At 64.4% G+C, this 21,178-nt stretch carries 10 protein-coding genes, 1 other RNA gene and 6 pseudogenes; 6 read left to right on the top strand and 11 right to left on the bottom strand.

The annotated features are described in order from the left end of the window. Window positions 1-78: 78 nt before the first annotated feature. A pseudogene (locus XpopCFBP1817_RS12585) lies at window positions 79-711 on the top strand (siderophore-interacting protein); the annotation flags it as partial. A 407-nt stretch (window positions 712-1,118) separates the two neighbouring features. On the opposite strand, the gene XpopCFBP1817_RS12580 reads toward XpopCFBP1817_RS12585, so the two are convergent. The 3 genes from XpopCFBP1817_RS12580 to XpopCFBP1817_RS12570 all read right to left on the bottom strand — a co-directional run bounded on the left by XpopCFBP1817_RS12580 (window position 1,119) and on the right by XpopCFBP1817_RS12570 (window position 2,682). Further along, a non-coding RNA gene (locus XpopCFBP1817_RS12580) (sX9 sRNA) lies at window positions 1,119-1,192 on the bottom strand. 62 nt (window positions 1,193-1,254) lie between these two features. Beyond that, window positions 1,255-2,001: a YceI family protein gene (locus XpopCFBP1817_RS12575; RefSeq protein WP_128417388.1), complete on the bottom strand. Its 747-nt coding sequence runs from the start codon at window positions 1,999-2,001 to the stop codon at window positions 1,255-1,257. Between the two features lie 90 nt (window positions 2,002-2,091). Then, window positions 2,092-2,682: a malonic semialdehyde reductase gene (locus tag XpopCFBP1817_RS12570; RefSeq protein WP_128417387.1), complete on the bottom strand. Its 591-nt coding sequence runs from the start codon at window positions 2,680-2,682 to the stop codon at window positions 2,092-2,094. 136 nt (window positions 2,683-2,818) lie between these two features. Here XpopCFBP1817_RS12570 and XpopCFBP1817_RS12565 point away from each other — a divergent pair, with 136 nt between their 5' ends. The 3 genes and pseudogenes from XpopCFBP1817_RS12565 (at window position 2,819) to XpopCFBP1817_RS12555 (ending at window position 6,507) form a co-directional block, all read left to right on the top strand. Then, the gene (locus XpopCFBP1817_RS12565) at window positions 2,819-3,766 is read left to right on the top strand and encodes a mitochondrial fission ELM1 family protein (RefSeq protein ID WP_128417386.1); all 948 of its coding nucleotides are present in this window, start codon (window positions 2,819-2,821) and stop codon (window positions 3,764-3,766) included. Window positions 3,767-3,815: 49 nt separating this feature from the next. Further along, a pseudogene (locus XpopCFBP1817_RS12560) lies at window positions 3,816-4,172 on the top strand (DUF2145 domain-containing protein); the annotation flags it as partial. A gap of 2,062 nt (window positions 4,173-6,234) precedes the next feature. Beyond that, window positions 6,235-6,507 carry a hypothetical protein gene (locus XpopCFBP1817_RS12555; RefSeq protein ID WP_128417389.1) on the top strand — a complete coding sequence of 91 codons (273 nt, stop codon included), beginning with the start codon at window positions 6,235-6,237 and terminating at the stop codon, window positions 6,505-6,507. Here the strand turns inward: XpopCFBP1817_RS12555 and XpopCFBP1817_RS23735 are convergent. Then, window positions 6,465-6,782 (bottom strand): annotated as a pseudogene (locus XpopCFBP1817_RS23735) (hypothetical protein). The gene XpopCFBP1817_RS12555 and the pseudogene XpopCFBP1817_RS23735 sit on opposite strands and share 43 nt — an antisense overlap. On the opposite strand from XpopCFBP1817_RS23735, the pseudogene XpopCFBP1817_RS12545 reads away from it, so the two are divergent. Beyond that, a pseudogene (locus XpopCFBP1817_RS12545) lies at window positions 6,781-7,456 on the top strand (hypothetical protein). The pseudogenes XpopCFBP1817_RS23735 and XpopCFBP1817_RS12545 sit on opposite strands and share 2 nt — an antisense overlap. Window positions 7,457-7,540: 84 nt before the next feature. Here the strand turns inward: XpopCFBP1817_RS12545 and glnE are convergent. The 6 genes and pseudogenes from glnE to XpopCFBP1817_RS12515 all read right to left on the bottom strand — a co-directional run bounded on the left by glnE (window position 7,541) and on the right by XpopCFBP1817_RS12515 (window position 17,025). Further along, window positions 7,541-10,357: a bifunctional [glutamate--ammonia ligase]-adenylyl-L-tyrosine phosphorylase/[glutamate--ammonia-ligase] adenylyltransferase gene (glnE, locus tag XpopCFBP1817_RS12540; protein WP_128417385.1), complete on the bottom strand. Its 2,817-nt coding sequence runs from the start codon at window positions 10,355-10,357 to the stop codon at window positions 7,541-7,543. Window positions 10,358-10,627: 270 nt separating this feature from the next. Further along, window positions 10,628-10,981 carry a FecR domain-containing protein gene (locus XpopCFBP1817_RS22985; RefSeq protein ID WP_244171154.1) on the bottom strand — a complete coding sequence of 118 codons (354 nt, stop codon included), beginning with the start codon at window positions 10,979-10,981 and terminating at the stop codon, window positions 10,628-10,630. 190 nt (window positions 10,982-11,171) lie between these two features. After that, window positions 11,172-11,300, bottom strand: a complete 129-nt coding sequence (locus tag XpopCFBP1817_RS22980) for a DUF4880 domain-containing protein (protein WP_244171153.1) — start codon at window positions 11,298-11,300, stop codon at window positions 11,172-11,174. Window positions 11,301-11,308: 8 nt separating this feature from the next. Beyond that, window positions 11,309-11,554, bottom strand: a complete 246-nt coding sequence (locus XpopCFBP1817_RS22975; protein ID WP_244171152.1) for a sigma factor-like helix-turn-helix DNA-binding protein — start codon at window positions 11,552-11,554, stop codon at window positions 11,309-11,311. 787 nt (window positions 11,555-12,341) lie between these two features. Then, window positions 12,342-14,708 (bottom strand): annotated as a pseudogene (locus XpopCFBP1817_RS12520) (hypothetical protein); the annotation flags it as partial. A gap of 134 nt (window positions 14,709-14,842) precedes the next feature. Further along, a pseudogene (locus tag XpopCFBP1817_RS12515) lies at window positions 14,843-17,025 on the bottom strand (translocation/assembly module TamB domain-containing protein). Window positions 17,026-17,191: 166 nt separating this feature from the next. Here XpopCFBP1817_RS12515 and scpC point away from each other — a divergent pair. Then, on the top strand, window positions 17,192-18,706 hold the full coding sequence (gene scpC / locus XpopCFBP1817_RS12510) for a succinyl-CoA:acetate CoA-transferase ScpC (RefSeq protein ID WP_128417383.1): 1,515 nt from the start codon (window positions 17,192-17,194) through the stop codon (window positions 18,704-18,706). Window positions 18,707-19,298: 592 nt separating this feature from the next. On the opposite strand, the gene XpopCFBP1817_RS12505 is transcribed toward scpC, so the two are convergent. Beyond that, window positions 19,299-20,372, bottom strand: coding sequence for a 3-deoxy-7-phosphoheptulonate synthase (locus XpopCFBP1817_RS12505; RefSeq protein ID WP_128417382.1), 1,074 nt, complete (start codon window positions 20,370-20,372; stop codon window positions 19,299-19,301). Between the last annotated feature and the right edge of the window lie 806 nt (window positions 20,373-21,178).

The raw sequence follows: 21,178 nt of genomic DNA, 5'->3' as shown, positions 1-21,178 counted from the left end.
TGATCATGTCTGTCGTTCTCCGCTGGCAGGGCGTCAAGTCAATGATGGCAGATTGCTGGGGTTTTTAGAGGCTCCTTCAAATTGTTCTTCCCCAATGCGGACGGCGCCTTCGTGCTGCCGACGATGACGCCGGAAGGCCCGTGCTACGCCGAAGGCGCATTGCCCTCGCCAGGCCGCGATTTCACACCGCGCGCATTCGACCCGCAGAGCGGCGAGCTGAGCATCGACTTCGTGCTTCACGGCGATGGCGTGGCCTCCAGCTGGGCGGCGCAGGCGCAGCCCGGCGACACGCTGAAACTCGGCGGGCCGCGGGGCTCTTTCCTGGTCGCTGACGACTACGACCACTACGTGCTGATCGGCGATGAAACCGCACTCCCCGCAATCGGCCGCTGGCTGGAAGCGATGCCCGCCGACATGCATGCCGACGTGTTTATCGAAATTGCCGATGCCGCCGAGCGCCATGAGCTGCTCAGCGCTGCCGACGTGGACGTGTACTGGCTGGAACGCAACGGCTTCGGTGGGGCCAGCAGCAGCTTGCTGGAAGACAGCCTGCGCGATTACGAGCCGCACGACGGCGACACCTTTTACTGGATCGGTACCGAATCGATGCGCGCGCGTGCGATGCGCAAGTTTCTTGAAGAGCACCATGGTGTGGACAAGAACTCGGTGCGCGCCAAGGGGTATTGGAAAGCGGACCCGGCTGCGCAGTGATACGGGTGATCACCAGCGGCACATGTCCAGGTAGGAACACGTGGGCGTCGCACTGCGCGCCCATGGTCAGCGATGGCGTGCAGCGGGACCTGCTGGTAAGGCCTTCGCGGTCAGGACCGTTCCTACAGACAAACGTCTGTGGCGCTCTGTGCTGCAGCGAAGCACACATGTCCGTGGGCGTGCAGGAGCGTGTCCGCACGGGACGATGCAGGACGGATGACCCGCCGCGTGGCTGTCGCACTGATTGGCGCGTGTTTGCGCACAAGTTGTTGCCTGCGCATGCGACAGCCGAACGCTACCTTGCAGTTCAGCGCACAAACAAAAGCCCGCCAATCGTCGGGCTTTTGCATTCCACACAGCGGTGCGATCACGCGCACCGATGCATCCACTGCGCAGCGAATTAAAGTGGCTAACAAAACGTAGCGAGCAGTCGTCAGGTGAGTGCTGACGGCGGAGGAACCGCCGTGTACGCGTGGTACATGCCGATTCTGAGCAGCGGCCGCGCCCGCCTGGCGGTGAGCGCAGCGGTTTTGTTCGCTGCTCTTACTTCGCAGCAGCGCCATCACCCGCCTTGGCCTGTAGGGCTTCGGTGGTGATGCGGATCTTCACTTCGTCGCTGACGTTCGGGGCGTACTGGCCCACGCCGAAGTCGGTGCGCTTGATGGTGGTGGTGGCGTCGAAACCAGCGGCCGCGACCTTCTTCATCGGGTGCTCGCCGGCACCGTTGAGGGTGACGTCCAACACGACCGGCTTGGTCTGATCCTTGATGGTCAGATCGCCAGTGACGGTCAGCTTATTGGTGCCGGCCGCTTCGACCTTGGTGCTCTTGAAGGTGGCGGTCGGGAACTTGGCTGCGTCGAAGAAGTCACTGCTTTTTAGGTGTTCGTCGAACTTGGCGGTGAAGCTGTTCAAGCCGGACAGCGGCAGGGTGACCTGCACGGTCGACTTGGTCACGTCGGCCGCGTCGTACACCAGGGTGCCGTCGACATTGCCAAAGTGCGCGGTGGGGTTGGAGAAGCCGAAATGGCTCCACTGCGCCAGCACGTCGGTGTGGTTTGGGTCCAGCGTGTAGGTGCCCGAGGCCACTTCCACGGCCGGCGCGGTGGCGGCAGCAGGCTCGGCGGCAGCAGGCGCCGGGGCAGCAGCGGCGTCGGCCGGTGCGGTGGCAGCCGGTGCGGTGGCAGCCGGGGTTTGCGCAGCAGGAGCGGCGGCGTTGTCGGCCGGCTTGGAGCAGGCGGCGATGGCCAGGGTCAGGGCGAGCGGCAGCAGCAGTTGGTGGGTGGTCTTCATTGAAACTCCATGTGACAAGAGACGCGTTGGATCAACGCGGATGGGACATAACGCAGACGGACGAGGACTGCAGGAAAGGGGGACGCGCGCTTACTCGATGCGTGCAGCTTCGTCGAAACTCAGGCGCGGCAGCCGCGGGAACAGCGCGGCCGGGTCCCCGTACCCGAGATTGACCAGGAAGTTGGATTTGATCGGCGTGCCGGCAAAGAACGCCGCATCCACCTTGGCATTGTCGAAGCCGGACATCGGGCCGGCATCCAGACCCAGCGCACGTGCGGCCAGGATCAGATAGGCGCCCTGCAGCGAGCTGTTACGGAACGCGCCGGCCACGCGCATGTCGCGCGAGCCTTCGAACCAGCTCTTGGCGTCGGCATTCGGAAACAGATACGGCAGTTTCTCGTGGAACTCTTCGTCAAAACCGACGATCACCGTGACCGGCGCGGCCAGCGTCTTGGTCGCATTGCCTTCGGACAGCGCAGGCTTGAGCTTCTGCTTGCCTTCCGGCGTGGTCACGAACACGAAGCGCGCCGGCGAACCATTGGCGGCGGTGGGGCCCCACTTCGCCAGATCGTAAAGCAGGCGCAGCTGTTCTTCGCTGACGGGCCTGTCGAGAAAGGCGTTTTGCGTGCGGGCTGTGCGGAACAGCTGATCCAGCACGGCAGCGTCGAGCGGGTCGGACATGGAGACTCCGGGAGGCAAAGCAATGAGCGACAGTAGAGTGCGGCGGTGGTGCCAGCGTGAAGACCCGCAGTGTAGAGTGACGCGATTGTTGCAACCCACGCTCCATCTGAAAAAAATCTATGTCGGATCCGAAAAGATGGCACTGACCTGGGCGGTGAGCGATGGTCGCGCCGGCAATGCACGCCAGGCCGAGGCGCTGGCGCGTGCGCTGCAGCCGGCGCCGATCACAGCGCTGCATCTGCAGGCCCGCGCGCCGTGGCGCTGGGCCGCACCGCACCGTTTACCGGGCGCCCAGGCCGCTTTCGGACCCAGTTTCGCCAAGCACTTGCAGCAACCACCGGCGCTGGTCGTCGGCTGCGGACGCCAGGCCGCGCTGGCCACCCGCCTGCTGCGCGCGCGCGGTAGCCGCGTGGTGCAAGTCCTGGACCCGCGCCTGTGCTCGCGCCATTGGGATCTGCTGATCGTGCCCGAGCACGATGCGCTGCGTGGCGCGAACGTGATCACATTACTCGGCAGCCTGCACCCGGTGGACGATGCCTGGCTGGCCGCCGGGCGCGCCGCATTCCGCGCGCCCGGCACACTGCCCGGACCGCGCGTGGCGCTGCTGATCGGCGGCCCAACTGCACACGTGCGGTGGACGAGCCAGGCGTTGGCCGCGCTATGTAGGCAACTGCGCGAACAGCTGCAAGCGGTCGGCGGCAGCCTGCTGGTGACCACGTCGCGACGCACCCCGCCAGACGCAATCGCAACGCTGCGCGAGGCGTGCGCAGGCCTGCCAAGCCTGCTGTGGTGCGACACGCGCGATGGGCCAAATCCGTATACCGGCCTGCTGGGCTGGGCCGATGCGATCGTGGCCAGCGCCGACTCGGTCAACCTGCTCTCCGAAGCCTGCGCCACGCGCGTGCCGGTAGCCGCAGCATTTGCCGAACAGGCGCAAGGACGCGTTGAAACGTTTATTCGTGCACTGCAAGAGCATGGCCGTCTATGCGATGCAAGCGCTATTTTCGCAACGCAGCCGAACCTTCATCCACTGCGCGAAACTCAACGCGTGGCCGCACTGGTGCATGAGCGGCTGCACGTATGATGGTGCGGCCGTGAGTGGCACGGGGCAGACACCAGGACGATGCACGCCCATGCGAATGAAACACAAACCACACAGCTGGCCTGCAGCAGCGCTATTGCTGATGTCCTTGACTGTCGCACTGCCCGCTGTTGCCGCGCCGGTGTGCGCCCCGCATGACCCGACATCGGCCACGCTGGCGGCGATGTTCGATATGGCCAAGTCAACCCGGCAAGCGCTGGCTGCATTGGACGGTGCGCAGGCGGTGTTGCTGGCCCGTGGTGGCCAGGAGCTGCACGAGGACGACGGCACCTAGCGGGTGAAGCACCTGCTCAATCACTGCAAGTCGGACATCTGCGAGCTGTATCACGAAGGCCTGAGCAACTTCATCGGCGAAAGTGCACTCAACGCCGATCTGCGCGTCGGGGTGCTGATCGCCACCACCGTGGCCGCCACGCACGACCTGCGGTATTTCCGTCTTGCGATGCCGTTGCCGGCGGTGGTGATGGCCACCTGCGCAATCGCGTTACTGTGGTATGCGGTGGTGATGGGCGCACGCCGGATCGTGCTGCGCCTGCGCAGCGGCTGGAGCGTGTTGGCGTATCCGCTGCTAGGGGTGAGCGCCGATCGGTTGATGGCGCGGTTGCGGCAGGCCGGCAACCGGGGCAGCCCTGCTGACTCGCAAGCCGATGTGCGGCCTCTGCTGCAGTTGACCGCACTGACTGGCGTGTCTGGACTCCTGCTCTGTTTTGTGTCTGGCGCCTTGGGCGCTGGCATTGTTGATGTGGCGTGGCAACGATGTGCGCCGTCCGCTGCTGATCGTCACCGCCGTGGCAGTCACCTTGGCCGCACGCACCGGCCAGGGCATGTGGCGCCTGCAGACGCCGGTCGCCGGCACGCCACTGCGCATCGGTCTGTCCGCCATCGACGATGCAATCGGCCCGGCAAATCATCGCTATGCGAGCCGATCTCGATGAGCGGCCCCACCGGTGTACTGGCCGCCGATCCGCAATCGCTACGACGTCTTGATCGGCACGTTGGCGGCGCCAGCTGCACAGCTGGTGGTGTTGCCGGAAAACGTCGCAGTGCTGCCACCGCAGCAGCTGGCGCAGTAGCACCAGCACTACAGCGCGCTCGCCCAGCAGCACCGGCTGTGGCTGCTGGTAGGGATTGCCGAACACGGCAGCCGCGCAACCTCGCCTGGTTGTTCGATCCGCAAGGCATCCGCGTGGAGAACGACGAAAAGCAGTTTCTCGCACCGCCCGAGCACGGGCAGCACGACGCGCGCGGGCAGGACTACGCCATCCATCACGTCGATGACATGCGCTGGGGGCTGGCGATCTGCAAGGACATGCTGTTTGCGCGGCTGGCGCGCCAATGGCGAACGCAACGCGGCGCTGATGCTGGTGCCGGCCTGGGACCTCGCCTATCGCGATGCCTGGATGTCTGCGCATATGACCGCACTGCGTGGCGTGGAAAATGGCGACACAGTGGTACGTACTGCGCGCGAAGGTTTACTGATCGTCACTGACGCGTATGGCCGCGTGCAGCTACAGACACGTCGCGCAGCGATGCCTGGCAGCAGCGTGCTCGTCAGTGTGCTGGTCGCCCCGCCGGCGAGAACGCTGTATACCCGCATCGGCGATGTGTCACGCCTTGATCGACATGACGCGGGTACGCCCTGTATCGAACTGCAGTGCATCGATCGCACATGCTCCCAAGACGAGCAACAGCGTGCCTGCTCGCTCATGGCATCACATCTTCGCATTCGACATGGAGGCGCGCGCAGATCCGCGGCACAGTCGTCTGGTGATGTGAATGAGAGCAAACACGCTTGGTCTACAGGTCGACTATGGTTGACGCGGCCACACGGGTTGCACGCACCATCGAGAGCACCGGCATAGCGATTGGTCAGCCACGTCACGCTTACTGGCAAATCCAGGTGACTCCATCGCAGCAGAGCGCACGCATTATCAGGTAGCGGGACCAGACGTTGCGTACGCCGAATTGATTGTGCGGTCTGCATCTTCAATCACAGACGCTGGACCGATGATGGATGAAAGCATCGGACGGCACCCGCAACGTTGCGCTACGCCCCTCAATGCTCTAGCCCGTACGCTCTGTCCATTAGGTTCGTTCATAGGCACACCCGGCATCGACTCAACCGGCATCGCTGATTTCCGTCCTGCACTCGAGAAGACACGCCATGCGCACAAAAACCTCACTGCCGTTGCCACCTTCCAGCGACTCCCGACCCCGGGCACCTGTCCGGGTCGTCCACGCCCGCATCTGCGTCGGCGTCAGCCACTGCCTGTGCAAAAGAGACGGCCGGCTTACTGGGTGCCTTGACAACTCGAAAGAACAAGCCAAGACAGCAAAGCCAACGTCCACCCAATCCGCAGGACGGCACACCAACGAATGGCAGCGACCATGGTGGACAGTGGGCAACACGAGCTGCCAAGGACGCGCTTGGCATCGCCGGTGCCTGCTATGTGGCAGACAATTTTTTTCTTTCAACGACCTCGCTCCGCGACGGCAAGGCCGGATTTACCAGCAATGATCGGCTGGACAACGCATGCGTGAAAGCGGAGAGCTATCACGCGCGGTATCGCAGCGCTACCAAAGAAGAACGCGCATCGCACAGCCGTGCCTTCGTACCGATCAGAACGTGCGGGTCCAACCAGTTCGCCACCATGAGCGACTACCGTGCAGCGACCAAGGTTCATATCGGGCACCTCTTCGACAGCCAGCAAGCACGGCAATAGCTGCTCACCAACCTTGCCTGCCTCAAGGGCGAGCGCCTCAGGGACGAGTGCATCGCCAAGTACGCGCCTACGCACGTGCCGGCCAATCCGGACCTGAGTAGAAGCCCGCTCTACGAAACCAAGAACAAATACGCTCTGACCGGCGTACCCAATGCTCAAACCGGTGCAAGCGGATATACCTCGCGCTCGATCACCCAGCCCTTCATCAATCGCGGCATGCAGCATTTCAAGCAGGCTTGCCAGAGCGACAGCGGGTTGTCGCTCAAACAATGCATGGAATTGCTTGAACGTGCACTGGAGAGCGACGACAACCTTGGCAAGCAGGCACAACACGCCGCCGGCCAGGCACTCCTGAACTTCCGTCAGGTGTATCATGAAAACGCTGATCGCCAACGGGCTGCTTTCGCAGGAGCAAACAGACAGGATCGATGCGACCCTGATGTTCGAAGACCCATCCATCAGCGTGTTAAAGAGAAACACCAGTGTCGCCGGGCCGTTATTGCAACAGCTGGAAACGAAGTTCCAGTCAAGGCGTCTGCAGAATCGACCCGAAGCTCTTGCAGACTTCATGCAGATGGCGAAACAGAAGAATATGGAAGGCCTGCCGATCATGCACTTCAAGCTCAACGCACAAGGCAACGGTTTCGAAGACTGTTCCGGGTTGGGCGATTCGTTCACCAGCGCAAATGCCGTTGCATGCATCAACCACGCACGCTTGATGAGCGGTGAGCCTCTCCTTTCCAAACAGGATGTAGGGGTCTTGGTGGCCTGCCTCAATGCTGTGAACGACGATGCGAGCAGCATCAGGCATTCGTTGCATGAAATCGCCCGCGGATGCTTCGTCGGGGCCGGATACACCACCGAGGACGCCGATGTGTTTTACGAGAATGTCTGCAAGGATGCTGCACAGGCGTTCTATGCAGGAAGGTCCATGATCAGTAACGACTAGACCCAGGCGAGTGATGATGCGTAGCGCACATAGGACTGCTGGACGTGCCGCACCGCAAAGAAACGGCTGGCTCCGCCGATGTTCTCAGGCGCCTTTTCCTGGTGGAAATCGTAACTTCTGCGCATCTGCAATCGCTGCAACGGTGCGGCACGCATCGCCGATCGCCGATGTCGGCGCGATCAAGCGTGGCCGGCGATCCAGGGTGCAACTCAGGCCCGCTTCCACCAGTGTAGCGTGGGCGTGATGCAGCGGCGCGGCGCTGTTGGCCGGTAGCCATTGCGCCTGCACCAGCGCGTCGATCAACGCGGGCGTGGCGCAGGCCAGCAGCAACGCCGGATGCTGTGCGGCCTGGCCGAGTACGCCGGTCTGCAGCACGAATTCCAGATCGACCAGGCCGCCGGCGCCTTGCTTGAGATCCAGTCGCCCGGCATCGCTGCGATCGAGTTCGCTGCGCATGCGCGCGCGCATCTTGCGCACGTCCTCATGCAACAGCGCGGGGTCGCGCACGCGTGTCAGCGTATCGCGGCGCACCTGCACGAATGCATCGCACAACGCTGCATCGCCGGCCACTGCACGCGCGCGCACCAGCGCCTGATGCTCCCAGGTCCAGGCACGATCGCGCTGGTAATCGCGGTAACTGGCCAGCGAGGACACCAACGCGCCCTTGCCACCATCCGGGCGTAGCCGCACATCGATGTCGTAAAGACGGCCGGCGCCGGTTTCGGCAGCCAGCAAGGTCATCACCTTCTGCGCAAGCCGCGCAAACCAGCGCCCGGCGTCCAACGCGCGCGTGCCATCGGAGGCCTCCACCTCGCGTGGGTGATCGTAGAGAAACACCAGATCCAGATCCGAGCCGAAGCCCAGCTCCAGGCCGCCCAGGCTGCCGTAGCCGACGATGGCGAATGCGCCGCCCGGCACCTGCCCATGCGCTGCGATCAATTCGCGGCGTGCCAGTTGCAGCACCGTCTGCACCACCGCTTCGGCCAGCCAGGCCAGTTGCTGCGTGCTGTCCACGGCCTGCTGACGGCCATCGAGCGTGGCCAGCGCAATGCGAAAGCTAAAGGCGAGCCGATGCTCGTTGAGTTCGCGTAGGGCCGCTTCGGTGTCCTCGATCTGCAAGGTGTCTACGCACGCAGCGTGCAACGCGTGACGGTCGGGCAACGGACCGCTGATGCGGGTGTCGAGCAATTCGTCCAGCAATAGCGGATGCGCAGCAAGGCGCTCTGCCAGCAAGGCGCTGCGTGAGAGCACATCGACCAGGCGTGCGAGTGCGCTGGGTTGCTCGTCCAGCAAGGCCAGATAGCTGGTGCGGCGCAATGTGGATCGCAACAGGCCGAGCATGCGGCGCACAGCGGCATCGGATTGGCTGGCGCCGGTGGCCGCATGCAGTAGCGCCGGCATGACACGGTCCAGCCGCGCGCTTGCAGTATCGGAGAGCGCACGCACGCCGGAGGACTGCGCAAAATCGGCCAGCACCTGATGCGCGTCGTCTGGATCGCGCAATCCAATGCCGGCCAACGGCGCGGCATCGCCTTCCGGCAACGCGCGCCAGTAGTCGGCAAGCGCGTCGGGCGCGGTGGCGCGGACGCGTGGTGCCAGCAGCTCGGCAAATTCGGCGGCAACGCGCGCGCGTTGCGGCATCAGCGCCTGCAGCAGTGCCGGCCAATCCGCATAGCCCAGGCCCAACGCGACGCGTTCGCGGTCCAGTGGTGCATGCGGCAAGGCATGCGTCTGTGCATCGCGCACCATCTGCAGGCGATTTTCGAGCCGGCGCAGGAAGCGATACGCCTCGGTCAGCGCTTGACCGTTGTCTGCATCGATCTGGCCTGCGTCCACCAATGCCTGCAATGCGGGCAGCAGGCGACGCTCACGCAGGCTCGGTTCGCGCCCCCCGCGAATCAGTTGCAGCGATTGCACCAGAAACTCGATCTCGCGAATGCCGCCCGGCCCGCGCTTGATGTCGTCTAGACGATCGCGCCGCGCGACTTCGGCAGTGATCGCTGCCTTCATGTGGCGCAAGCCGTCCAGTGCGGTGAAGTCCAGATAACGCCGGTAGACGAAGGGGCGCAGCGTTTCCAGCCAGGCTTCGCCCGCGTCGATATCGCCGGCCACCGCGCGCGCCTTCAGCCAGGCGTAACGCTCCCAGTCACGCCCTTCGCGCTGGAAGTACTGGTCCATGCCGGTGAACGACAAGGCCACACGCCCCGCAGTGCCGAACGGACGCAGACGCAAATCCACCCGATGACTGAAGCCATCGGCGGTGGTTTCGTCGAGCAGCTTGGCCAGCTGCCGGCCCAGGCGCGCGAAATATTCCTCGGCCACCAGTGGGCGGGCACCATCGGACTGGCCGCCCTGCGGATACGCATAGACCAGATCCACATCCGAAGAAAAATTCAGCTCGCCACCACCGAGCTTGCCCAACCCGAACACCACCAGCCGCTGCACGCTGCCGTCTTCGGCGATCACCTGGCCGTGGCGATCGCGCAATTGCTGCTCCAGCGCTTGCAACCCACATTGCAGACAGGTTTCGGCCAGGCGGGTTGCACCGGCCAGGGTGGCATCCACGCTGTCCAGATCGAGCACATCGCGCCACACCAGCCGTGTGGATTCTGCGCTGCGGTAGTGCCGCAATTGTGCCGGCCAGTCTTGTGGCTGCGCGGGATCGAGTACCGGCAACGGCAATGGTGGTGGATCGGCCTGCGCCAGGTGCTGCAGCAACGCCGGCTGTCGCGCCAGGGTGTCGAGCGCAAACTCGCTGGCGAGCGCGACCTGTTCGAGCCGCTGATCGACGTCGTTGCCCGGCCAGAGCGGGTCACCAGGGAGGGCATGACGGACACGCGCCACGGCCCGCTCGATCAGGGCGGTGAGCGCAGCAGACACAGCGACGATAGGCAGCGACATGCGCGGATTCTGGCATCCCTGCGCGATGGCGGCACGTGTCTGTGGTTGATCCAGCTGTGTGCAGAACGGCCAACAAAACCGCTCCGCTCAGCGCCAGGTAGGCACCGCCGGCGTTGCGGTTTCGCACCAGCGCACGACCACGTTGGCAGGTCCGATGTCTTCATCGCGCCCTCGACTGGCTCGGCTTGGGAATATCCAAACGGCGATGATGCTCAAGCTCAAGCTCTCGGTCGCCTTGAAAGGTCATCGAACGGTGTGGATGCGTCGGTTCTAGAGCGGATGATCTGCGGCTTGGCTGCAGGGCCCTTGCCCGCCCACCGTCGCAGGACACGCCGCAAGTAGTTCCTTTACGCGCCCGAGCGCCTGTGGCGCCGCAAGCAGCCGCACCTCCACCGCGCTTTCCAGCACGCTTACCTGCGTGTCGCCCTCGTCCTGGCGTACGCAAAAGCGCGTGCCCAGCGCACCGAGATCGCCCTGCGCGGTGCGCACCACGAACGGCCGCGCATCGTGACCCGCGCCCAGCGCATGCCCGGTCGTCACCATGATGTCGCCGGCCGGCAACTGCAGCAGCCGTTGTTGCGCATCGAAACCCACGTCGATGGCGCTGCGCGTATTGAGCGTCATGCGGCTAACGTCCTGCAGCTGCAATGCGCGGCGCTGCCCCGTCGCGGTGGCGTCATCGGCGGTGGCGCGAGGTCAGCACGCCGGTGGCACCGGCCACACCGCCCCATCGCAGCAGATTCAGCGCCTTGCACCGCCCCGGCGATGCCTGGCCGTTGTTGCCGGCAGACGGCGACAGCCTGCGATACGCCGCCTACGGCGTCAGCGCCTTCAGCCGCCAGGTCACCGATTCGATATGCGCCCACGCCCGCGCATTGTCCGGATGCGCGTCGCGCCACTGTTGCCACTGTTTCAACTGCGCCTCGCGCGCGCTGCCGGACATCAGCAGCGTCAGCCACTTCGCCGCCTGATCGGCGACCTGCGACTGATCGGTTGCCCGCCAGCGAGCAGTGGCCGCTGGCCGCCACGGGACTGGGCATTACGCGACGCTGCATCAGCCATCTGTGCAGCGCACGCCGACAGTGCGAACAGGCAATGCCGGTTGGCACGCGTGAGAGATTGCCTGACCGAGCTGCTGGACACCCCCAGCCGCTGCGCGATCTGCGCGTAGCTCAGTTCCTGCAGATGGGCCAGCATGAAGGCTTCCTTCACGTTGGGAGGCAGTCCGTTCAGCGCCTGATCCACCGGCTGCACCCCGTGCAGCGCCAGTCATTGCATCTGCGGCGACGGCGCCACTTCTTCCGGCAGCGCGGCCAGCAGTTCCAGGCAACTGGTTTCCCGCAGCTTGCGGCGCTGCCGGTGCGCCATCAGCCGGCGCGAGATGGTGGCCAGGAACGGCCGGGGCTCACGGATCTCATCGGCCGCCCCGCGCTGATCACACTGCTGAAGGTGTCCTGCGCCAGGTCGACGGCCACGCACGCATCGCCCAACTCGCGCCGCAGCCAGCCCTGCAGCCAGCCATGCTGGTCGGTGTACAGGCGCTCCACCTGTTGATGAAGCGCGCCTTGCGTGACCGACACGATGAGCTCCTGAACGGCTGAGCCCGGACAACGCAGCGTCTGGCGATAAATGAGAATTTATCTCGTTCAAGCGGAAGCCGGCGGCGCGTACAGGCGTGAGCGCCGGGTCTTTCCATCGCGCTGGCAACCGGCTTGCAGGCGATGACGCCCATCGCGACGCACGGTTGGCTTGGTCCAACCCCGCAACTGATGGGCGTTCTGCTCGGTGAGCGGACTTGCATTGGCTTGACTTGCCTAGCGACAGGCAATAAAAAACCCGCTTGCAGCGAACTGCCAGCGGGCCTTGCTCCCTCCCCCACGTCAGGATGCAGGATCATAGTGCGCGCCCCGAATGCCACTTGCACGCTGCACTGCAAAACAACACCAGGCGGTACAGAACTGGTGTTGTTTTCTTCACACCGCGTTGCCGCGCTCAACACACCCCAGCGTGCAAGCAGACTGCCGCTGCGTTGGGTGCCCTGCAACCGCAATCGTGCATCTACCTGGAAACGTTCGTTGCGCGCCTGCAACCGATCGACAACAACGGTGTCGTCCTGCCACTGCACGCGAGCGGTCACTTGCGCCTGGCCGGCATCCACCAGCCGCAACATCCAGTTCGGGATCGAGCGATCGCGTGCATACAGCGACATCAGAAACGCCAGATCGCGCACCTGGATGCGCACGCGTCCATCCACACCGATCGGCTGGCGCCATTGCATCTGCGTATCTTCCAGCACGATGCGCGCCCACCACCCATCGCGGCGTTGTCCATCCGGGCCGGTGAATCCGATCTTGCGTAGCTGGATGGTGCTGGCATCGAGGCAGAAATTTTCTGCACGCAGGTCGCCGCGTTGCAAACGCAGATCCGCATCCACATCGCCACGCAGTGCGAGGCCGGCAAACTGCAGCCGTGCCGCACGTGCACCGAGGCGCAGACCACCCTTGCCGATACGCCCGCCGGGTTCGATCTGCAGATCGCCGCTGAGCACGCCGTTACCGCCATCGACGCGCAATTGCTGCTGCGGCAGATAGCGGTTGTAGGCACGCAGATCCGGCACGCGTGCATTGGCAAACACCAGATGCGCGCGTGTGGCATCGCGCAGCGTGGTCAGATTGCGCGCATCGGCGCGCGTCTTCAGATCCAGACGCAGATCGCGGCCCTGCACGAACGGGCGCGTGGGCGCATCGCTGTGCGAAATCGAGAACTGCTGCATCTGCAATAAGAGTACCGGCAGCAGCTGTCCGTTCGCATCGGCGCTCACACGCAGATCGGCGCTGGCCTGCCCATCGATCGCATGTCCCATCACGCCGACATGCGCACGCACATGCGGTACCTGCAGACGACTGCCGGCGCCCAGCTGACCGCGATCGATCCGCAGGTCGGCATCCACCAGGCCGTCGCCTTCCAGCGTCAGCCAGTCCACATCTGGAAACAGCGCAGGAATCCAGCCCAGCGAGGACAGTTGCCAATGCACGCGCGCATGCCCGGAGCTGCGCGGCAACAGGCTGCGCAGCGATTGCAGCGGCAGTTGCCGGCCTTGCACGCGCAAATCCGCATCCAGCGTCAACCCGGCATCGGCCGGCTCCGGCATGCTGACTTTCACGCGCATGTCATGATCCACTTGCAGTTGCGCTGTCAGTTCGCCAAGCAGGGCAGCCGGCGTACGCGTGCTGTCGTGCAACGGCGCGCGCCATTGCAGCTGACTACCGGGCTGCAACGCACCACGCGTCCAGCGCAGCTCCCCATCTACGCGCCCTTTGCCGGCGCGCGTGGCGAGCGTGTGGCGGCCCTGCGCAGTGCGTGGCGCCTCCAACGCCGCACTGTCGCCATGCACCGCCACCAGCGCGTCGGCGAGCTGCAGCACTGCCAACCCGCGCGCCTGCTCCGGCGCATGGCGCGCGATGCTGGCTGCGATGCGCAGCGTGCCGTTGCGCAGCACTTCGCTTTTATCCCAGCGCAGACGCGCATTGTCGAAGGTCGCATGCGAGGGGAAAATTTCCATCGGCCCGCCGCGCAGCTGTTTGAACACGCCGAGCTGCAGTTGGCCATCGCCTTCGATCTGCAGCTGGCGCAGCGTCACTGCCTGCACGTTGTCGGCGACGATGCGGTCGAATTGCAGGGTCCAGGCGGGAGCGGTCGATGGGGTGCTGTCAGGGGCTCCAGCGATCTGGGCGATCTGGGCAACCTCGGCGACCTGCGGCGATTGCGGCGTACTGGTGGGCGCGCCAGTCCTCTGCGTGGGCGGCTGCGTGCTGGCTGAGACTTCTGCTTTGATTGTTGGTGTAGGTGTTTTGTCTTGCGTTGGCGTTGGCGTTGGCATTGGCGCAGTCGTGCCGGCTGCGTCAGTCACCGGAGCGGCTGCAACCTGTGTGCTCGGCGCTATCGTCGGCGCTTGCGTCCCTGCAGCACCGGTTGTCGGCACGGAAGCCTGCATCCCACCGCGCACGCCGGATGCATGCAACTCAGGCACCAGCAGCTGCCGATGCAACAACGGCACTAGCCGCACCTGCCCGCTCATGCGCTGCGCGCTGACGTTCCAGCTGTTATGCGTCGAGCGGCCTTGCAGATTTACATTACACAGCACCAGACGACCCGGCCACCAAGTTACTCCGGGGCCCCAGTGCATGGTGAACTTGTCCGGCTTGCGGTTGAGCGCTGCCGGCCCAAGCGGCGTGTTGAGCAACAGATTGCCGAGCAGCAAATAGCTCGCGTAGAGCGCGATCAGCGCCAGCGCAGGCCAACGCACCGCGCGGGGCAACCCACGCCAGCGGGCGCGAACAGGCATCGTCATGACAGCAGGCTCCTGAAGACCGCGCGCGCGGCATGGCGCAGTGTGCCAAGCGGGCCGTGAGTGCGGCGCGCAGCGGTGATCCACACAACATGCTGCGGGAGCGCGTTGCGCAAGGCCTCACACAACCAACCGCGTCACTTCGCCTTCGACACCGCCGGCAATCGTCGCGGCTGCGCGTCGTACCACTCGCGTGCGCCAGCCAGATGCCACTGGCGTTGCTTGCCATCGAGTTAGATACCGGCGCCGAGCAGGCCCCAGCGTAGATACAGATCGCCGCGCCGTTGCGCATCGTTCAAGGCCAGGCGCGCACGTAGCGAGAGCCGCACATTCTCTGCATGCAGATCGTCAATCAGCACCTGCTGCTTGCGCCAGCGTACCCGGCCGGTGGCATCAAGTTCGCCCGAATCCGGCAGCCCCAACACCCAACGCGGATAATCGGCGCATTGCGCAAACACCGACAGCAGCGGCGCGACATCGCGCATGCGCAAGGCTGCATCCGCATCCACCTGAAACGGTGCACTGGCCTGGATGGTGCCGGCGCCGACCTGCATCTCGCCCCACCAGGTGGCGTCCGTGCCGTCGTCGCCCATGCGCATATTGCGCAGGCGCAAGCGCACGCGCGTGCGGCTGAGGTCGAAGAACTTGTTCTTGACATCGGCACCCTGCAGCTGCGCCTGCAACTCGGCATCGCCGCGCATCTGCACGCCGGCCACGCAAACCTGCGCGCCCTGCCCGCGCAGGTTTGCGTGGCCGCTGCCGACCTCGCCGGAGGCATTGAGCGCCACATCGCCGGTCAGGCTGCCGCTGCCGCCGAGCAGGCGTAAGTTGTTGCCTGGCAGATAGCGGTTGTAGACCGTGAGATCGGGCACGCGCGCATCGCTGAAACGCAGCTGCGCCTTGAGCGTCTCGCGCCGGCGCGCTAGTTCCGCATCGCCGTGCATGGCCAGCTGCAGATCGCAGCCGTCTAGCAGGAACTGCTTGGGCGCATCGCGTGGCGCAGCCTTGAACGTGGGGATGCTCACCTCCAGATGCGCCTGCGGCGTGGCGGCATTGGCGATGCGTCCGTGTGCGGTGGCGACACCGGCCAAACGTGTGTCGAACACCTGTGCCACTGCTTCGACACGCGCAATCTCCAGGCTGCTGCCGCTGGCGAGCCGGCCTTGCGCCAGGCGCAGGTCATCCTCGACCAAACCGCCGCCTTCGAGCTGGAACCGAGGCTTGTGCACGAACAACTCGGCAATCCAGTTCAAGGATTCGAACTGCCACCGCCCACGCACCTGCCCGGACAGGCGCGGCAACACCTGCGCCGGGTCATGAAAGGGAATGCTGCGGCCGGCGATGCGCAGGTCGGCATGCAACTCGCTGCCGGTCTTTTCATCGCGCGGCAGCCGCGCCTGCACGCGGATATCGCGCGCCACATCCAGTTGCAACGCCAACATGCCGCGATCGGTCGCACCGACGCCGGCCGTCAACGGCAATCGCCAGACCGCATGACTGCCCTCCTGCAAGGCGCCGCGATCCAACGTTATATCCGCCTCCACCCGCGCCGCCGACGGCCCGCTGCGGATGTCCACGTGCGGCGCGCCGGTGTCGATCTTCAACGCCACCGTGCCGGCCTTCAGCTGCAGGCGCGCGTGAGTGATGCTGAACTTGCGCAAGCCCGGCGCCTCATCGCGGGAGTGCCGCGGAAACTGAAATTGCGCATCCACCTGCGCGCCATTGAACACCTGCACACCGTCGTAGCTGACCACCGCATCGCCGAAACCCGCTTCGACGGAAACAACTCCGACGGCCCACCCTTGAGCTGCTTGAGAAAGCCGACGCTGCCGTGGCCTTGTCCGGCAATCAGCAACTTGCCCAGACGCGCACTGCGGATGCTTTTGCTGGCGATCGCATCCAAGCGCAGCGTCCAGCCCTGATCGCCGCGTGGCGGTGGCGGAATGGGTGTGTCGGAGGTTTCCACTTCCGCGCTCAAGCCGGTGGCATGCAGCCACGGCAAGCGCACCTCGCGCCGGAACAGCGGCAACAGCGCGACGCGCGCATGGGCGCGATCGGCACTCAGCACGTACACGGTGCGGTCGGCCTGCCCGCGCATGCACACATTCCAGGCCATCACTTGCCCCGGAAACACCGTGAGTGCCGGGCCGGTCTGCATGGTGAAGGTATGCGGCTGCCGGTTGGTGGCGTCATCGAACCGTGGCGTGTTGAGAAAAATGTTGCCCGCCAGCAGATACAGCGCATACAGCACCGCCAGCACGACCACTGCAATACGCCACGGCCGAGGCCAGCGCTGGAAGCGATCGCGAAGTGTGGGCATGGGCGCAGGCAGTGATGCGTCTGCCGTCACTACCGCCGTTGCCCTGGCGGCGAGGCGTGCACATGCCCGTGGCACGTGTCGCGCTCGGTTATTGCACCAAGGTCGCGCCCCGGCCAGCACGTGCAAAGACGATAATTGCGCTTCCCCCGTTTCCGCTGTGCTGCCCATGTCCGACGACCGCATCCTGCACGCGCCGCTGCGCGAGCGCCTGGTTTCTGCCGAGGCCGCTGCCGCCTTGATCCAGCCCGGCGAGACCGTGGCGATGAGCGGCTTCACCGGCTCCGGTTACCCCAAGGCGGTGCCGATGGCGCTGGCGCAACGCATCGAAGCGGCGCATCTGCAGGGCCAGCCGTTCCAGATCAAGCTGATGACCGGCGCCTCTACGGCGCCGGAACTGGATGGCGCGCTGGCCAAGGCCGACGGCATCGCCATGCGCATGCCGTTCCAGTCCGACCCGGACGCGCGCCAGCGCATCAACGCCGGCACGCTGGACTATATCGACATCCATCTCAGCCACGTCGCCCAGCACGTGTGGTTCGGTTTCTATGGGCAGATCGACACCGCGGTGGTGGAAGTCTCGGCGATCCGCGCCGATGGCAGCCTGGTGCCGTCGACCTCGATCGGCAATAACAAGACCTGGCTGGACCTGGCCAGGAAAGTGATCATCGAGGTCAACGAGTGGCAGCCGGCCGGTCTGGACGGCATGCACGACGTCTACTACGGCACCGCGCTGCCGCCGCATCGCAAACCGATCCCGCTGCTGCATGGCGACGACCGTATCGGCGAGCCCAGCCTGCGCTGCGACCCGGACAAGATCGTGGCGGTAGTGCGCACGCATGGCCCGGACCGCAACAGCCCGTTTGCGGCTGCCGATGACAGCAGCGACCGCATCGCCGACCACTTGATCGAGTTCCTGCGCCATGAAGTGAGCAAGCACCGGCTGCCGGCCAGTCTGCTGCCGCTGCAATCGGGCGTGGGCAATATTCCCAATGCGGTGCTGGCGGGGCTCGCGCGCAGCGGCTTCCGCGACCTGGAAGCCTTCACCGAAGTAATCCAGGACGGCATGCTCGCGCTGCTAAGCGATGGCGTGCTGCGCTACGCCTCCTGCACCGGCTTTGCACTCAGCCCGGAGGGCAACGAGGAGTTCAAACGCAATATCGATTTCTATCGGCAGCGCATCGTTATGCGCACGCAGGAGATCTCCAATCACCCGGAGCTGGTGCGCAGGCTGGGCTGCATCGGCATGAACGGCATGATCGAAGCCGACCTGTACGGCAACGTCAATTCCACCCATGTGATGGGCAGCCGCATCATGAATGGCATCGGCGGCTCCGGCGATTTTGCGCGCAACGGATTCCTGTCGATTTTCCTGAGCCTGAGTATCGCCAAGGCCGGCAGCATTTCGTCGATCGTGCCGATGGTCAGCCATGCCGATCACACCGAACACGACGTTTCGGTGATCGTCACCGAACAAGGCCTGGCCGATCTACGCGGACTCACGCCCAAGCAACGCGCACGCCAGTTGCTCGATCACTGCGTACATCCGCGTTATCGCGCTGCGCTGGAAGATTATGTGGCGCGCGCCAATCGCGATAGTTACGGCAAGCACACCCCGCATCTGTTGACCGAGGCGCTGTCGTGGCATCAGCGGTGGTTGGAAACGGGGGAGATGTTGGGGTGAATCGGGAACGTTGTAGCTGCCCGATCACGCCGCGCTCGGTGAACCTGATCGTCGTGCCGGGTAGTCTGTGCGCAGCGAACGCAGTTAACGCAACGCGAACTTCATTGCTGGCGCCGACATGCGGCGACATCGCATCGGCACGGACATAGCCGATAACGTTCCTGCCCGCTCGCATTCGGCGGCAGGAGGGCTCTCTTCCCCTCCTGCCGCTGGGCGCGACGGGTCACCGCTGGGGGTGGTGCCCAATCCGCCGGGCCGGCTCACTGCGCCGGCCAGGCGTTGTTGTTTTAAAGCGCCATCAATCAACACTACTGCGCTCACTGCGAGGCTGCTCAATACTTTTGTTAGCCGCTCATGCCGACGGGTACGCGCTGTTTTGGATGTGCTGCGCTCTGAATACGCCAAGCATTGAGTGTGTTGCACTTTGATGTGCTGCCATTTCGAATGGTCTGGGCTTTGAATCTGTTGTCCTTGCGCGCTTGCGAGTGCGCCGCTTCGTTTGCAGGCATGCGAATCTTGGATGGCTGTCTTCGCGCTGCACCCTCACCCCAACCCCCGCTCCGCGCCCCGGCGGGAGACAGGCTTTCGGGGCTCACGCCGCTTCGGCAACCCGCGTTGCACGACGTGCACGCACCGCCGTCGCCAAGCGCTCCAGCACCTGCACCGAGGTGTCCCAATCCAGGCAGCCATCGGTGATGCTCTGGCCGTAGGTCAGTGCGCAGCCCGGCACCAATTCCTGGCGTCCACCGACAAGGTGACTCTCCACCATGACACCGACGATGCGCCTCTGCCCACCTTCCAGCTGCTTGGCGATGTCGTCGATGACCTTGGGTTGGTTGTCGGGATTCTTGCCGCTATTGGCGTGGCTGGCGTCGATCATCAGGCACGCCGGCAAACCGGATTTAGTGAGCGCCTGACTGGCCGCTTCCACATTGGCTGCGTCGAAGTTGGGCTGCTTGCCGCCGCGCAGAATCACATGGCAATCCGGATTGCCGGCCGTGGCCGCCACCGCAGTGTGGCCGTCCTTGGTCACGGCAAGAAAATGATGCGGATGCGAGGCCGCGCCCACCGCGTCCACCGCAATCTTGACATCGCCACCGGTGCCGTTCTTGAAGCCCACCGGGCACGACAACCCCGAAGCCATTTCGCGATGCACCTGGCTTTCGGTGGTGCGCGCACCAATCGCACCCCAGGCCACCAGATCGGCGATGTACTGCGGCGAGATGATGTCGAGAAATTCCACGCCGGCCGGCAGGCCGAGGTTGTTGATATCGCGCAGCAGGCCACGCGCCACCCGCAGTCCCTTGTTGATCTGGAAGCTACCATCCAGATCCGGATCGTTGATCAGGCCCTTCCAGCCGATGGTGGTGCGCGGCTTTTCGAAGTACACCCGCATCACGATCTCCAGCGCGTCGCCGAACTGCTCGCGCAGCGGGCGCAGGCGGTGCGCGTAGTCCATCGCGGCAATCGGATCGTGGATCGAGCAGGGCCCGATCACCACCGCCAGGCGGTCGTCGCGGCCATGCAGAATCTCGTGCAGGGCGGCGCGCGAATTGGTCACGGTCTCGGAGGCACGGTCGTCGCAAGGCAGCAGCGCGAGCAGCTGCGAGGGCGGGGCGAGGGCTTCGATCTTGCGGATACGCAGGTCATCGGTCACAGGCGGCATAACAGTGTCTCGGGTCGGCGGTTGCATCAGGGATGCCAGGCGAGGCGGCAACAAAAAAGCCGCCAGTGTGCGCTGGCGGCTTTTCGGGAATGCTGCTGAAGATTTCTTCAGGGTGAGCGCAATCCGTCCTCCGCCAGCGGCATCGGAAAACCGTAGTACCAAAAATAAAAATGGCTTCTGGGTGCGTTCATTGCATGCATTGATACCACGCACATTTCGCTGTTGCCACTGTTTCATCGGCAACAGAACGTTGCAGCGATGTCCTTGGGCACAGGCCTGCCAGCTTCTGTTAAACCCGAGCTGACCGCTTAAACGCAAATGGATCGCCCCAAACGCAACACCGCAGGCTGCGTGAACCTGTTGACGTTGCTGCGATTTGCATCGGCCTGCGATGCATGCAATTCGCTGCGACTTGCACGCTCAGCATGCCGAACACGCCACCGATGCGGCTGCGCTCGATGCAGCTAGACACCCTTTTCGCAAGCCTCCGCTCCGCTCTCGACCGGGCCAATCTGGTGTCGAACGATCCCCGCGAGCAAAGACTGTGAAACCAGCACGGCACTCGTGTTTCGGCAAGCGCTCTCGATGCCGCCCCCCTGAGAGGATCGTGTCACGACTCAGCATCCAGATGGCTCGAAGAATCGCTTAAATCCACTATAAATCAGCTATATAAAAACCATTTCTGGGCACGCTGACGTTTCATGTATCGTTCCAAAAAAGCGTGCCTGCATCTGAGGTTTCCCCACGTTTTCCCGAGATAGATCAGCTGGTTGCACCCGGATCGTGTAGAAACAAGTGCGCGCATG

The sequence above is a fragment of the Xanthomonas populi genome (assembly GCF_002940065.1).
GTDB lineage: Bacteria > Pseudomonadota > Gammaproteobacteria > Xanthomonadales > Xanthomonadaceae > Xanthomonas > Xanthomonas populi.
The sequence above is the reverse complement of the archived record's forward strand: the minus strand, read 5'-3'. Positions and strand labels throughout refer to the sequence as shown.